12 protein-coding genes and 2 pseudogenes are annotated in these 15070 nt (G+C 65.2%); 8 read left to right on the top strand and 6 right to left on the bottom strand.

The window, feature by feature from the left end:
* The first annotated feature begins 12 nt into the window (after positions 1-12).
* The 5 genes from OYT95_RS43740 (at position 13) to OYT95_RS43720 (ending at position 3539) form a co-directional block, all read left to right on the top strand.
* The gene (locus OYT95_RS43740) at positions 13-852 is read left to right on the top strand and encodes a carbon-nitrogen hydrolase family protein (RefSeq protein WP_442972591.1); all 840 of its coding nucleotides are present in this window, start codon (positions 13-15) and stop codon (positions 850-852) included.
* A gap of 1 nt (position 853) precedes the next feature.
* Positions 854-1933: an MSMEG_0565 family glycosyltransferase gene (locus OYT95_RS43735; protein WP_268792682.1), complete on the top strand. Its 1080-nt coding sequence runs from the start codon at positions 854-856 to the stop codon at positions 1931-1933.
* 146 nt (positions 1934-2079) lie between these two features.
* Positions 2080-2592, top strand: a complete 513-nt coding sequence (locus OYT95_RS43730; RefSeq protein WP_268792681.1) for a DUF6444 domain-containing protein — start codon at positions 2080-2082, stop codon at positions 2590-2592.
* Positions 2475-3386 carry an IS66 family transposase gene (gene tnpC / locus OYT95_RS43725; protein ID WP_268793261.1) on the top strand — a complete coding sequence of 304 codons (912 nt, stop codon included), beginning with the start codon at positions 2475-2477 and terminating at the stop codon, positions 3384-3386. Before OYT95_RS43730 ends, tnpC begins: the two co-directional genes overlap by 118 nt.
* 15 nt (positions 3387-3401) lie before the next feature.
* Positions 3402-3539, top strand: coding sequence for a hypothetical protein (locus OYT95_RS43720; RefSeq protein ID WP_268792680.1), 138 nt, complete (start codon positions 3402-3404; stop codon positions 3537-3539).
* An 84-nt stretch (positions 3540-3623) separates the two neighbouring features.
* On the opposite strand, the gene katG is transcribed toward OYT95_RS43720, so the two are convergent.
* The 4 genes and pseudogenes from katG to OYT95_RS43700 form a co-directional block, all read right to left on the bottom strand.
* The gene (gene katG, locus OYT95_RS43715) at positions 3624-5879 is read right to left on the bottom strand and encodes a catalase/peroxidase HPI (protein ID WP_442972590.1); all 2256 of its coding nucleotides are present in this window, start codon (positions 5877-5879) and stop codon (positions 3624-3626) included.
* Positions 5880-5931: 52 nt separating this feature from the next.
* Positions 5932-6363: a Fur family transcriptional regulator gene (locus OYT95_RS43710; protein WP_268793259.1), complete on the bottom strand. Its 432-nt coding sequence runs from the start codon at positions 6361-6363 to the stop codon at positions 5932-5934.
* Positions 6364-7741: 1378 nt separating this feature from the next.
* Positions 7742-8043 (bottom strand): annotated as a pseudogene (locus tag OYT95_RS43705) (transposase); the annotation flags it as partial.
* Positions 8044-8927: 884 nt separating this feature from the next.
* Positions 8928-9086 carry a hypothetical protein gene (locus OYT95_RS43700; protein ID WP_268792679.1) on the bottom strand — a complete coding sequence of 53 codons (159 nt, stop codon included), beginning with the start codon at positions 9084-9086 and terminating at the stop codon, positions 8928-8930.
* 1454 nt (positions 9087-10540) lie between these two features.
* Between OYT95_RS43700 and OYT95_RS43695 the strand changes: the two are divergent.
* Positions 10541-11008 (top strand): annotated as a pseudogene (locus OYT95_RS43695) (OsmC family protein).
* 481 nt (positions 11009-11489) lie between these two features.
* Here the strand turns inward: OYT95_RS43695 and OYT95_RS43690 are convergent.
* Both OYT95_RS43690 and OYT95_RS43685 read right to left on the bottom strand, forming a co-directional pair.
* The gene (locus OYT95_RS43690) at positions 11490-11627 is read right to left on the bottom strand and encodes an AsnC family transcriptional regulator (protein ID WP_268792678.1); all 138 of its coding nucleotides are present in this window, start codon (positions 11625-11627) and stop codon (positions 11490-11492) included.
* Positions 11628-11884: 257 nt separating this feature from the next.
* Entirely contained in the window at positions 11885-13087 is a 1203-nt protein-coding gene (locus tag OYT95_RS43685) for an NAD(P)/FAD-dependent oxidoreductase (RefSeq protein WP_268792677.1), read from the bottom strand.
* A gap of 148 nt (positions 13088-13235) precedes the next feature.
* Between OYT95_RS43685 and OYT95_RS43680 the strand changes: the two genes are divergently transcribed.
* Positions 13236-14000 carry a GntR family transcriptional regulator gene (locus OYT95_RS43680; protein ID WP_442972607.1) on the top strand — a complete coding sequence of 255 codons (765 nt, stop codon included), beginning with the start codon at positions 13236-13238 and terminating at the stop codon, positions 13998-14000.
* Between the two features lie 151 nt (positions 14001-14151).
* Positions 14152-15000: a sulfite exporter TauE/SafE family protein gene (locus OYT95_RS43675; protein ID WP_268792675.1), complete on the top strand. Its 849-nt coding sequence runs from the start codon at positions 14152-14154 to the stop codon at positions 14998-15000.
* The last annotated feature ends 70 nt before the right edge of the window (positions 15001-15070 follow it).

The raw sequence follows: 15070 nt of genomic DNA, 5'->3' as shown, positions 1-15070 counted from the left end.
GATGTGGCCATCATGAGGCTGGCTGCACTCGCCGGGCACTTCGGCCGGGACGTCGAACGGGCTTTGCTCAAGCTCGAGGCGCTCCTCGCCAAGGCTCGCGCCGACGGCATCGACCTGCTCGTACTCCCCGACGCCTGCCTCGGGGGCTACATCTCCGACCTGCGCAGCCCCGATCCGGAGGAACTCCCGCCCGCCCTCGACGCGGACGGACCGGAATTAAAGGCGATCGCACGGATGGCAGGACCGATGACCGTCTGCATCGGCTATACCGAGATGGCGGACGGCATCCGGTACAACACCGCGGCGTGCGTGACCGGGGACGGGATCCTCGGCAGCCACCGGAAGGTGCACCAGCCTGCCGGGGAGTCGCTCGCCTACGCCGCGGGCAATACGTTCACCGCGTTCGACGCCCCGGTCGGCCGCATGGGAATGCTCATCGATTACGACAAGACGTTTCCCGAGGCCGCTCGCACCCTGGCCCTCGACGGGGCGCGGATCATCGCCGCCCTCTCCGCGTGGCCGGCGAGTATCACCGACCGCGCCGAACGGCTGGCGCAGGACCGCCAGTCCCGGTTGTTCGACCTCTACGACTCGGCGCGGGCGGCGGAGAACCAGGTGGTGCTGGTGTCGTCGAACCAGACGGGCATCCAGGGCGGCTTGCGTTTCTTGGGCCAGGCGAAGGTGGTGGGTCCGGGCGGTGACGTCCTCGCTCGCACGGGAGTCAAAGGGGGTCTCGCCGTCGTCGACCTCGACGTCGACTACGAGGTGGATCGGGCCCGGAAGGTGTTGCGGCACTTGAAGGAGCGCCGGATCGATACCTACCGATCACTGCTCGAGAAAGGCACATCCTGACGTGCGGATCGCTCTGCTGACGTACTCCACGAAACCGCGGGGCGGTGTCGTCCACACTCTCGCCCTCGCCGAGGCGCTGGCCCGGCATGGCGCCGAGGTCACCGTGTGGTCACTGGGACGCGGCGGCGACGGTGCGTTTTTCCGCACGGTGGACCCGGCCGTGACCGTGCGCATCGTGCCTTTCGCGGCGATCGAGGGCGAGGATGTTGGCGATCGGATCTTGCGGTCCATCGCCGTGCTCCGCGACGCGTTCACCCCCGACGCCTATGACATCGTGCACGCCCAGGACTGTATCAGCGCCAATGCCGTCGGCCGATGTATCCGCACCATCCACCACCTCGACCAGTTCACCACCCCCGCACTCGCGGCCTGTCACGAACGCGCGGTCGTGGAACCGTATGCCCGGATCTGCGTGTCCGAGGCCGTCGCGGCGGAGGTGCGCACCGGATGGGGACTCGATCCCACCGTGATCCCGAACGGCGTCGACGCGGCACGATTCGAGAAGGCCGCCGCCGACGAGGCGGGGAGGCGCCGCTGGGCCGACGAACTCGGCGATTACGTACTGGCCGTCGGCGGCATCGAGCCCCGTAAGGGCAGCATCGACCTCGTCGAGGCCTATGCGCTGCTGTCCCGCGTGCGTCCCGACCTGCGTTTGGTATTCGCCGGCGGCGAGACACTGTTCGACTACCGGGGGTATCGCGACGACTTCGACACTCGGTGTGCTCAACTCGACGTACGGCCAACCATCCTCGGCACCGTCGACGACGACGCGCTCCCCTCACTCGTCGCGCAAGCCACCGTATTCGCGTTCCTCTCCACGAAAGAGGGCTTCGGCCTCGCGGCCATGGAGGCGCTCGCCGCAGAAGTGCCCGTGGTAGCACGCGACCTACCCGTTCTGCGCGAAGTTTTCGGCGACGCTGCGACCTTCGCCTCCACGCACGACGAGATGGCAGCTGCCCTTGGTCAGCGGGTGGGCCGAGAACGGATTAGGCGGGGCCGAGCACTGGCACGAGCGCACAGTTGGAATGACAGCGCCCGCGCACACCTCGAATTTTACGATGCACGGCTACAACAGCTTTGAGATTCTGAAGGGGATCCGACTCGCCCGCCACTGCGGTGTGCGGCCGTTCTTGCCAGTACCGGCTGCTATTCGTTCGAGTAACTGGTCACGTTCTCTGACGGCGTGTCGGTGATGGTCTCGGATTCTTGTGTTGGACAACACATTTTGTGTCCAGTCCGACGTATGAGCAGCTTGCCGAGTTGGTGGCCCTGCAGGCCGAGGAGATCGCGCGGTTGAAGGCGCATATCGCGCGCCAGGACGTCAGGATCGCGGAGCAAGATGCCCGGATCGCGGAGTTGGAGCGCCAGCTCGCGGCGAACGCGCGGAACTCGTCGAAGCCACCGTCGTCGGATGGTTTGGGCAAGCCCGCCCCGAAGTCGCTGCGCACCAAGTCCGGGCGCAAGCCCGCAGGCCAAACCGGCCGCAAGGGCGAGACCCTGCGCCAAGTGTCGGACCCGGATGAGGTGATCCGCCACGAGCCGGCGTGCTGCAAGGGATGCGGCGGCGGACTGTCCGCAGCGCCCGAGGCGGGCATCGCCGGCGTCAGGTGTTCGAGGCGGGCATCGCCGGCGTCAGGTTCGACCTGCCGCCGATCCGCGTCCGGGTCACCGAGCATCAGCTGGTCGCCCGTCTTTGCGGATGCGGCGCGACCACCAGGGCCGAGGCCCCGGCCGGTGTGAGTGCGCCCGTGCAGTACGGGCCGCGGATCCTCGCGGTCATCGTGTACCTGTGCATGGGCCAGTATCTGTCGAAACAGCGCACCGCGCAGGCGCTGAGCGAGTTGTTCGGAACTCCGGTGTCGGCGGGCACCGTCAGCTCGGCAACCGCCCGCGCCGCCGACGATCTCGACGGATTCCGCGCCGCGGTGGCGGCGGAGATCGCCGCCGCCGAGGTGGCGCACTTCGACGAGACCGGGTTCCGCGCCGCCGGGAAACTGCACTGGCTGCACTCGGCCTCGGCCTCCCTGTGGACCCCGATCACCTGCCACCGTCGGCGCGGCCGGGGGACGATGAACGCCGCCGGGATCCTGCCCATCTTCACCGGTGTCGTCGTGCACGACGCGCGGGCCCCGTACGACACCTACCGGCAGATCACGCATGCATTGTGCAATGCGCACCTGCTGCGCGAGTTGATCGCCGTCATCGACCACCACCGTGTACACGCCGATGATCCCGAATCCTGGTGCTGGGCAACCCAGGTCATCGACAGCCTGCTCGCGATCAAAACCCACACCGACTTCGGCCGGGCCCTCGTCGACGCCGACGTACTGGCCCACCACCGGCACCTGATCGTCCACGCCGCCCGCATCGGCGCGAACGAATCCCCACCCGACAAGGTCGGCGCCAAACACCGGGCCCTGGCCCGCCGGATGGGAACCCGGATCGAGGACTACCTGCGGTTCGCGACCGACCCGAACACACCATTCGACAACAATGCTGCCCAACGGGAAATCCGCATGGTCAAACTGCGGTAGAAGATCTCCGGCGGCATGCGCACCCTCACCGGAGCCGAACACTTCGCCTCCCTACGCAGCTACCTCGCCACCACCGCGAAACACGGCATCGACGGACTCGACGCCCTCATCCGACTCGCCACCGGAGAACCCTGGACTCCACAAACCACGTGACCAGTTACTCGTTCGATAGATCACCCGCAGTTGCGGCACCCCGTGAGGTGAGATCGCGGGGTGCCGCAACTGTTTGCGGGACGCTCAGGCGAGGTCGAACCGGTCGAGGTTCATCACCTTGTCCCACGCAGCGACGAAGTCCCGAACGAACTTCTGCTGCGCGTCGTCGGCGGCATAGACCTCGGCCAGAGCACGAAGCTCCGAGTTCGATCCGAAGACCAGGTCGACGCGGCTTCCGGTCCACTTCACCGCACCGGTAGTGAGGTCGCGCCCTTCGTAAACGTGTGGGTCCGCGTCCGTGGGCGCCCACTGCGTTTCCAGGTCGAGCAGATTGACGAAGAAGTCGTTGGTCAGCGATCCGGGGTTCGCGGTGAGGACACCCAGAGGGGACTGCTGGTGGTTCGCATCCAGCACGCGCAGACCACCGACGAGCACCGTCAGTTCGGGTGCGCTGAGTGTCAGCAGGTCCGCCTTGTCGATCAACTGGTACTCGGCGGGGAGACGATGGGGCCTTCCGAGGTAGTTACGGAATCCGTCCTCGAGCGGCTCGAGTGCCGAGAACGACTCGACATCGGTTTGTTCCTGAGTGGCGTCCGTGCGGCCCGGGGTGAAGGGCACCTCGATGTCGTGTCCGGCGTTCTTAGCGGCCAGTTCCACGGCCGCACTGCCACCCAGCACGACGAGATCGGCGAACGAAATTCGCTTCGCCCCGGTCTGTGCCGAGTTGAACGATTCCTGTATCTCCTCGAGTGCACGGACGACCTTGGCGAGCTCGTCAGGGTTGTTGACCTCCCACCCGCTCTGAGGCTGCAGGCGGATACGACCGCCGTTAGCCCCGCCGCGCATGTCACTGCCCCGGAAGGTCGACGCCGCCGCCCACGCCGTGGACACCAACTGCGCGATAGTCAGACCCGACTCGAGGATCTGAACCTTCAAGGAAGCGATGTCGGCGGCCTCGACGAGATCGTGCGTCACGGCGGGGATGGGGTCCTGCCACAGCAGCGTCTCTTCGGGGACGAGCGATCCGAGGTAGCGCACGGCGGGGCCCATGTCGCGATGGGTGAGCTTGTACCAGGCCTTGGCGAACTCGTCGGCGAGCTCGTCCGGGTTCTCCAGCCAGCGACGAGTGATCTTCTCGTATACCGGGTCGACCCGCATCGCGATGTCCGTCGTCAACATCACCGGTGCATGTGTCTTCGACGAGTCGTGGGCATCGGGTACAGTTCCGGCTCCGCCGCCGTCCTTCGGGATCCATTGCCACGCACCAGCCGGACTCTTCGTCAGCTCCCACTCGTACCCGTAGAGAGTCTCGACGAAGCTGTTGTCCCACGTCCGCGGGGTGGGGGTCCACGCACCTTCGAGTCCGCTGGAGATGGTGTCGACCCCCTTGCCGGTACCGAAGGAACTCTTCCACCCCAGGCCCTGCTCCTCGAGCGGAGCAGCTTCGGGTTCGCGGCCGACCAGGTCGGCCGGGCCGGCCCCGTGGTTCTTACCGAACGTGTGGCCACCAACAATGAGCGCTGCGGTCTCGACGTCGTTCATCGCCATGCGACGGAACGTCTCACGGATGTCGACCGCGGAAGCGAGCGGATCCGGGTTGCCGTTCGGGCCTTCCGGGTTCGCGTAGATTAAACCCATCTGAACCGCGCCGAGAGGCCCTTCGAGGTCACGGTCCCCGGTGTAACGCTCATCGCCCAGCCAAGTCGTCTCCGGACCCCAGTAGATCTCCTCGGGCTCCCACTGATCTACTCGGCCGCCGCCGAAACCGAAGGTCGTGAATCCCATCGATTCCAGCGCGCAGTTACCGGCGAAGACGATCAGGTCCGCCCACGACAACGTCTTGCCATACTTCTTCTTCACCGGCCACAGAAGCCGGCGCGCCTTGTCGAGGTTGACGTTGTCGGGCCAGCTGTTCAGCGGCGCGAAGCGCTGCATGCCCGCCCCGGCACCACCGCGACCGTCGGTGATGCGGTACGTGCCCGCCGCGTGCCACGCCATGCGAACGAAGAAGGGGCCGTAGTGACCGTAGTCAGCGGGCCACCAATCCTGTGAGGTCGTCATGACCTCCTCGATGTCCTGCTTGAGGACATCGAGGTCGACGCCCGCGAATTCCTTGGCGTAGTCGAAGTCCTCGTCCATCGGATTCCGCACGGCCCGGTTCCTCTGAAGGGCCTTCAGGTTGAGCCGGTTCGGCCACCAATCACGGTTGCCCCCACCCTCTACTGGTCGCTTGAGCCGACCGTGCACAACCGGGCAGCCACCGCTCTGTGCGGGTTCTATATGAGCCTCCGCGGTCGGCGGATGTTCCTCTGTGAGGGTCGAGGTGGTGTTTTTGGACACGGCTTTCCTTCCACAAGTGCATATTTCGGGGGGGCTGTATTCAGTTGCGTGACTACGAAGTGTGTGACGTGGAGCAGTCCGGGCACAGGCCCCAGAAGATGACCTCCGCCTCATCAACGCAGAATCCGTTGTCGTCAGATGCCGTCAAGCACGGCATCGCGCCGACCGCGCAAGCGACGTCCGCGATCGCTCCGCAAGAACGGCACACCACGTGATGGTGGTTGTCACCGACTCGCGACTCGTAACGGGCTACAGAACCGGATGGCTGGATCCGTCGAACTAGTCCCCTGCCGGTCAGAGCATGCAGCACGTCGTACACAGCTTGCCGGGAGACACCCGGCAGAACAGCACGCACGGCCTCAAAGATCGCGTCCGTACCCGCGTGCGGATGCGCGTGCACCGCCTCCAGAACCGCGACCCTGGGGCCAGTCACCCGCAAGTCGGAGAGTCGCAACCGGCTTGCGTAATCCATAGTCGAGGACACGCGCAAACTATGGCGCATATTCTGGAACTCGTAAAGATACTGAGTCAAATTGAGACACCTGCCGTGGCCGCCGGCGCACTCCGGTCTGTTGGCGCCGACCACGCCACCCAGCAACTGCGCACAGTTCTCGAGCAAGCACGCAAGCCCGGCGCGGACTCTGGCCGCCCTCATCGCCCGAGGCGCGCGGCAACTGGGTCGGCGGAGCACCGAGTCCACCAGGAGTATCAAGTTGAGGTCCCCGAGTTCGTCCTCCCGTCGACCAACGCAGCGTGCGAGCGTGGAGTTGGGTTCGCTCAGATCACCGACCGCGGAGTAGCTCAGTGGCTTTCTTCACGCGCGATTCGGCGACCGACGTCGCCAGCGTCAGCGGCACCGCCTGCCCGAATTGTCCTGATGAACGCTCCGGCTCCGGAGAACAGCTGAGCTACAGGCTTGCACACCAAGGTCGTCACCCGGGCGCCCTCGGAACGCTCCCCGTTTGTGTCTACAAGCAATACCCCGTACTCGATACGGAGTGGGGCTTTCGAGGACACGGTCCGGAACTCACGTCTACGGGGCCGGCGCTCCGCTCAGCGTCCTTTCGGACCAGTCCGTTCCCGCACCTACCGAATCCCACTCGGCGATCGTATCCAGGGGCCCGTAACACCGAGGAGCGCAGGGGCGGCCGTCAATCGACAATTGTGCGATGGCGCGCGCTACCAGGCCAATCGACGAGAGCGCGCGCGACCACACCGCGGCAATACGGTCTAGAATATTGGCGGTGAATCTTCACACCATGCATGTCCGCGGCGGTCGGAAGCGTTCTCGTCCGCGGCAACCAGTTCGGTCTCGAGACCGATGATCTTCGTGTAGAGCGGTCCGATTCTTTGTGGGGTAATCGCACGTAGGCCGTGCAACCGATACAGAGATGCCCTACCGAACGTCGCAACAGCCGTAAGCACTTCACTCAAACCGAGTCTTCCTATTGCGTTGACGTATTCTTCAGCTCGCCCAGCGATCTCAGCGAGCAGGTCGGCATCGCAGCCAGACAACAGCGATGCGAGTTGCTTTGGATGGTCGACTCGAAGTCTCGAAGCTTTTCCCAAAATACCCGGTGGATTGAGTACTGGGCGTGGCTGAGAGCAGACAATCGAAAACGCAGGCCGCGAAAGACACCGCCACGTATGCGTGTTCAATGTGTACCGCGGCAGCCGAATACTCGAGCGATGGAAGAACTGAGGTGGCGTGACCAGTGGATCGGCACCTGCACCCGCGAGGACACCACCGCACCGGTTTTCGACCTCCGCGAAACCGCTGCGCACCTCCGACTGGTACGCAGATAACACGGGCACCTTTTGCGGATCTGGCGCACTCGCCGTGATTCTGTTGCGGGGCTTGACTATACGGCGTGGATCACGCGTTTGCGGAGAAGGTCGAGGTTTGTGCGTCCGTACATTTGGCGTTTGAGCATTTGATGCGGTTGACGTGGCCTTCGACGGGACCGGAGCTGTGCGACAGGGTCAGTCCCGCGGTGACGGCGTCGAGGTCTCGGCGCAGACCCCGGACGAAGGACCGCAGCGCCGGTTCCCCGTCGGCGTCGACAGCGGTCATCCAGGCGGCGAGGTCGACGCCGCGGCGGTCGGTCATGATCTCGGCGAAGTCATGCACCAGCTCTCGGGTGGTGGTCAGGGCAGGACGACGCACAGCCGGCCGGGTCCGCATCCGCGATCGCGGGCGCGGACAGCAGGGCGGTACCGCACACCACCGCGGCGGTGGTGGTGGTGACCGCCGCGAGGAGGCGTCGCCGGCCTCCACTACGAACCCTCACCCGTGATACCCCCCAATACCCCAGACACCGTCACTGAACGACTCCAGTCTCGAGTGCAGCACGTGCCGACACAAGGAATCCCCTACGGCAGCCGGCATCGACAGACCCCGTTTCGGCGGCGGGATCGGGTCAGCCGCGGCGGACAGGATGCAGCACGCGCCGCACTACTTGCGGGATCAGCTGCTCTGCCGCCCAGCCAACGACGATGAAACGCTTCCGCCGTCGCCTCATCGACATCGACAGGCCGGTGTGCGAGCCACCGAAGGTAGAGCAATGGGCCCGCGAGTGGAATCAGTTCGACATACCACCGAGATGACCCCCAGCATTGGGTCGGCTACTCCCGTCCTGGCGGCGGCCGGGGCGCACCGACCCCAGCAACCGCCACCACTACTGCCCGGCCTGGTGATGGTCCCCCGCTGATGGTGAGTGGACGATCACACCCGCGGTGGTCATCTGTTCGGCTGCTCGTGGGCAGGTACGGGTTGAGTCCGATCGGAACGTCAGCTGCAGCACCGCGAACCGCTCCGACGTGAGCGGGCCCGACCCGCCAGGGCGACTCGGCGGTGACGGCGAGCGTGGACATCGCCCGACGTCATGAAAACCACCGCGGCAGTCGGCTGAAACCCGAGGGGTCATCGTCCCCGCGGGAATCGGCACATCACCGCAGTGCCGGCGCGACCCTGGTCGCCCGCCGCGCGCATGTTTCGGCGACACGTCCAGCGCACCAGCCGAGTGCGGTACCGCAACGGACGTCGTCTCAGCTCTCGTCTGGTTGGGCGGGTTCGACGTCACCATCGTCGGCGAAGACCAGACGCCCGTCGTCGACCGCGATGGCCCACCGGCGCACCGGGGCCCAGTCGGTCCGAACTGTGGGCGCCGCCGACCCGGACCCGTGATCCCGGCCCGATCCGGCCATGGTTCTCCTTCGGTGTGTCGTGCATGGGCATGATTGTGGCACCCCCGCCCGCGGAGCGTTGGCCGCAGGAAGACCCCGCCGGCTGATTGGTGGTCCGGACGTAACGAGCGCTCATTACCACCGAATCAATCCCCGCCTCGTGAAGAATACATTCCATTTTATGGTCATCAACCCAAGCGTCAACTGCCAGGCCGACTAAACAAGTACCGGACCGTGTCCGACGTGCACTGGATCGTAGCCGTAGTCGGCATTTACGCCTGATTCGCGGGTCGCTGGAAACGTTTTTGGCCGGCATCGCAAGAGTGGTCATCGCGTGTTTGTTTCCACACTTCACGTCGGATCCCATTCTTTATCCCAGTGTTCGGAATCCCCCGAGCGTCAGAGAAATACACCGAGGCTGATTGTTCGAGATCGTGGAGGTACGCGAGAAGCTTTGTGAGATGACTTGGCAGGTGCCGCGTGCGCGATGCCCAGCAATGGGAGGGCGGCGGACCCGACTGGAACTACTCCGTGACCGACGGGTGATCAGCGCTCGACGTTGCCCGCGCGCAGGTCAAGCCGAACTACTTACGTCTGGGGTCGGCGGGGAATCCTCCCACCGTCCCTGTAAGCCGATCCGTTGAACAGGACACGGTCGTCTCGGGCCGGTCGCCGGTAGTAACTACGCGAAGGCGGCGGCCGCCGCGCCGCCCACAGGTGGAGTCCGGATCGGTGGCCCGGTCCTTCTCGCTGGCCGCCGCTCCGATCTGACCCTGACACTGCCGGAAAGCCTCTCCTTCCCGGCGGTATCCAGCTGCCAAGGGTGCTGACCGCCGAAGCCCTTCCGGCCGGACTGGCGCGGCACGAAACCCGCCCCCCAACGCCCACCGACGTCGTGGCCATGACGGCTGCGCCACAAGGCCGCCTGCGCGAACACAGCGGGGCCGCACACGTTTGCGAAGTTCCTTAGAAGGTGCGATTTCAAATAGCTCGCGAGCCGTGTGTTCCTCGCTGAGCGACAGTGAAACCCACCTGCCCAGATCTGATCTCACTAAACCTCACGGACAGAAGAGATCGAGCTCGCCGATCGTGCGAAAGAGGCGATACCTCTGCATTATCCGTAAGATCATCGCCTCGTCGTGACAATCCAGAAGAGAGCCAGATGACAACCACTACACCTGGATCGCGGGCCCAGGCCGACAGCCGCAATACAAAAATTTCGACGTCGCGCGCCTCTGCAAGCCAGGCGCTACTGAAACAGATTAACAAATGTCGAATTCTTCTGTGGCGCTGTACTCCCCACATCGCTGAACCGCCGGCCACTCGTCCGAGTGCACAGATTGCACACAGCCCACGCGGTTGTCGGTCGCGGTGGTATACATAGTTTCATCGCTGTAGCACACGCTTGTGCACACGGGACGACAATGTTCGACAGAACATGCTCAACAAATCAACCGAGGGGCTGAAAGATCGTGATCAGTTCTGAGACTATTGCTGGTCTTTCGACCACTCCCACCATTGTCAATGCCGGACAGACGCAACTGTGGGTGGAGCGCACTGGAGCAGGCCTGTTTACCGGATACAGCTCCCGGGGCGCCGAGGTCAAGCTCGGAACAGCCGGTGCCGAGGGAGAGCCCTCACCCCCGATGAACTACTCAAGATCGCAGTTGCAGCCTGCACCGGCATGAGCTCCGAGAGCCCGCTGGCCCGACGACTCGGCGACGACTACAACGTCACCATTCGCGTCGGAGGCCTCGCCGATGAGGACAACGAGGTCTATCCCAGCGATCGACGAAGTCCTCGAACTCGAACTCAGCGAACTCGACCCCGACGCACAAGACCGACTCATCGCGCTCGTCGAACGCTCAGTCGACAAGCTCTGTACCGTTGGGCGAACCCTCAAAGCCGGCAGCAACGTTACCCTGACGATCACGCACGGATAGCTCCAGCTTGAACGGACTACCCGATCAACACTGAACTCCTCGATCGGTTAGTCCGACCGGCACGGCGGAGATGGTTGCGGTACAACTCAATAGCTGCTGTCCCGCCGCCGCGCCAGACCACCTGATGGAGTACAAGCTCGCACCCAATCTGCCAACGGAGGACTCCACGACCGCGCGAAGACCGACGGGTACGACGTCTGCCCAGAGGGGGCATAGCTGCGCAGCGTTCGATTCGAGTGGCAGCCAAGGCTCCTGTAGCCCTAGGCCCCGGACATCAATGGCTTCGCCGGCCGCGTACCTGCGTCGCGCAGGCCTGCGTGGTGACAGGCTGTCGCGATGCAGCATGCGAGTTGCGGCCGGCGAGGATCTTCCCGTGGTCGCCCGAGTTCCCTAGCATCTACATCAGCTTCCACGTCGAAAGCTCCCCGCCTGCAGGGGGAGCCGAGCGCTACCGCACTGATTTGCAGTCGCGTGCCGAGAATCACGCCCCACTCACGCATGGACCGAATACGGTAAAGCTGGTGGACTCCGCGATACCCATCCGCCGGGCGAGCGCCTTGTTCGTGAGTTCGGCGTCACGATGCAGCTCCCGCAGGATGTTGCGGTCGATCTCATCCAAAGCGACGGTTCCGGCTGGTGTCGCTGCGCGGGGCTACGCTGGTCCGTGGCGGGCGTTCTCATCAGTGCGGCCTCTCAAATCGGCTTCGCCGTCGGGTATCCGGCGGCATCTGTGCGCCGGTCATTGATCAAGGACGTTTCCAGACACAGGGCGAGAGGCAGGCGTCGGCCCTTCTGACCGCGCTCGGGCACGTGGCCGCCGACGGACCGGAAGGGCGGAGTCCCCCAGCCCGTCGACCGCCCCGGTTCGCGTCGTCACTACGCGCGGCCTTTGAGCATCAGGTTCCAGTACAGGAACGGCAGGCCGTAGCGCTTGAGATACCACATGTCACGACGCGACTTGGTCGTGTCGATGACCGGGATCGAGGGAGTGTGTTTGATGCTGTAGTCGAACTCCGCGAGGAGCATCGTCTTGCGTGAGGTCGTCAGCGGGCACGATCCGTAGCCGCTGTACTGGGCGGTCGGCGGCGTGTCATGCAGCGTGGCGAGGAGGTTCTCGACGACGACGGGAGCCTGCTTGCGCACGGCGGCACCGGTTTTGGAGTTTGGTGTCGAGCCAACATCGCCGAGCGCGAAGATGCTGTCGAACCGTTTGTGCTGAAGTGTGTACTGATCGACGTCGACCCAACCGGCCGGGTTCGTCGGATCGGAGATGAGCGAGGCTTTGATCCAGTCCGGAGCGGATTGGGGTGCGACGACATGCAGCATGTCGTAGGCGATGGTATCGGTGCTCTTGGTGGCGTTGTCGACGATCGCAACCTCGCGGCCGTCGGGATCGACCTCGGCGAGTTCACTGTTCGTCCGGACCTCGATTCCGTAGTCGGTGGCGACGCGCTCGAGTTCGTCGGCGAACGCCTTGATCCCGAACATCGCCGGCGTCGGCAGCACGAGGACGACGCGAATGTCGTCGAGCACTCCCTGTTGGCGCCAGTAGTCGCAGGCCAGGTAGGCGATCTTCTGCGGCGCACCGGCGCATTTCATCGGGCCGGACGGCATCGTGAAGACGGCGGTGCCCGATCGCAGGTTGCGGATCAGTTCCCAGGTCTTGGGGGCGAGTTCGCGGGCGTAGTTGCTCGATGCGTACGGCGTCGCTAGGGCGGTGCGCACTCCCGGGATGACATCCCAATCGGTCTGGATGCCGGGGCACACCACGAGTCGGTCGTAGCCGACCACCTGACCGGTCTCGGTCCGGACTTCTCGGGCCTCGGGGTCGACGGCCTCGGCGGCTCGCTGAATCCAGGTGACGTTTTTGGGCATGACTGATGCTTGCGGTCGGCCGCTCTCGTCCATGCCGGCGCAACCGCCCCCGACCAGGGTCCACAGCGGCTGGTAGTAGTGCGTGACCGCGGGGTCGATGACGCAGACGCTTTTGCCCTGCCGCTTCAGGCGAGCGGCAACGCTGATGCCCGCGCTACCGCCGCCCAGGATGACGATCTCGTGATGTGTGGAATGGGGGGACATACGTGACAGGCCTTACCCTTCGGTCGCCGGAGAGTAATGTCCGGACATTGCATTTTTCAATGTCCGTACATTACCTTGGTGGGGTCACATCCAACAAGAGCGAGGGGAGAGATTGGTGCCGGGCAGCAGGAGGGTCGCGGCGCGGCCGTTGCAGCGGGCGGCGTGCACCACACTGTGGCAGCAGTTGCAGGCGGATCTGCAGCGTCGGCTGGCAGAGGGGGAATTCGCCGAGGTCTTCCCGGGTGAGCTGGAACTACGCGACGAGTACGGGGTGAGCCGGTCCACCGTGCGGGAGGCTCTGCGCGCCCTGCGCGAGGACGGGATCGTCACCGCCGCCCGCGGCCGTGCCCCCCGCCTCGGTGGCGACGTCGAGATCTCCCAACCCCTCGGGGCCATCTACAGCCTGTTCGAGTCGGTGGAAGCGGCGCACCTGCATCAACGCAGCATCGTGCGCCGCCTCGACGAGCGGCGGGACGCGCACGCCGCGGTCCGTCTCGGGCTCGAGGAGTCGACGCCGTTGATCTACCTCGAACGGCTACGCCTGGCCGACGAGGAGCCGCTCGCCCTGGACTGCGCGTGGCTGCCCGCGGAGCTTGCCCGGCCGCTGCTCGACGCGGATTTCACCCACACCTCCCTCTACGACGAACTCGCCGGGCGGTGCCGGGTGCGACTGACCGGAGGCCGCGAGCAGATCCACGCGGTCATCCCCACCGCCGCCCAGCGCCGTTTGCTCGAACTGGGACCCGATACCGCCGCGATGCGGGTCCAGCGGACCGGCACCGTCAACGGCGTCGGAATCGAATGGCGCACCACCGTAATCCGCGGTGACCGATTCAGCGTCCTCGCCGACTTCTCCGCCCGCACCGGCTACACCGTCCACCTCACCGCAGCAGAGACCAACCCCGCTTCGTAGGAGCTTCGATGGAACGTCCCTCCCCGTGTTCACCGGGATCGATCGCCGGCCCGAATACCCCCACCGACTTGACCTGTCCACATCTGCGTCCCACCGCCTCCCGTGCCGCTTCCGATTCGATGACGGCTGGCAGCGGTCGGCCCACGCGCCGATGATCGTGATTTCCGTTGCCCTCGGGGCCTGTATCGGACTGTGTCTGGGCGCGCTCGGTGGCGGCGGTTCGATCATTACCGTTCCCGCCCTCGTCTACCTCCTGCATCAACCACTGCAGACAGCCATCACCCAGAGCCTGGTCATCGTCGGTATCTCGTCGGCGGTCGCGATGCTCGCGCACGCACGAGGGGGACGGGTGCGCTGGCGCGCCGGCATCTGCCTAGGCGCGGTCGGTGGTGGCGCAGCATCGGCCGGAACGGCACTCGGTCGGCTTGTCTCCCCCGCTGCCACGCTGGCCGCGTTCTCGGTGTTGATGATGGTGGTGGCGATCTCCCTGCTGATGAGAGCGACCACCCGGTCCAGCGCGCAGCACGACAGTGCGCGAACCCCGGTCACGGTCGGTGCGCCCACCACCACCGGGGCCCGGGAGGAGGTGACTGGTTCCGACGACAACCGCAGCCCCGGTCGAGTCGTCACCGCCGTCAAGATCGTGCTCACCGGCACCGCCATCGGCCTGCTCACCGGATTCTTCGGCGTCGGAGGCGGATTCGTGATCGTTCCGGCGTTGGTCCTGTTCCTCGGATACTCGATGCCGGTGGCAGTGGGAACCTCGTTGCTCGTGATCACCCTCAATTCCGCGTTCGCTCTGGGTGCCCGAGTCGGCGAGGATTCCCTCGACGCGACGATCATCCTGCCGGTCGCGGCCGCAGCCATCATCGGTTCGATCGCCGGTAAATATGCGACGCAACGCGTTTCCGAGGCCGCGCTGACCCGGGCGTTCGCTGCGCTGCTGGTCGTCGTCGCCGGCTACGTCGCGGCCCGCAGCCTAGGCCTAGTACCTCAATGAACACCACTGTCCAGCACTTCCCCGGGCCGGCCACATGTCGCGCCCGGCAGACCCTCTCCCCCACCCAGAA

This window comes from Rhodococcus sp. JS3073 (assembly GCF_026810085.1).
GTDB lineage: Bacteria > Actinomycetota > Actinomycetes > Mycobacteriales > Mycobacteriaceae > Rhodococcus_F > Rhodococcus_F wratislaviensis.
The sequence above is the reverse complement of the archived record's forward strand: the minus strand, read 5'-3'. Positions and strand labels throughout refer to the sequence as shown.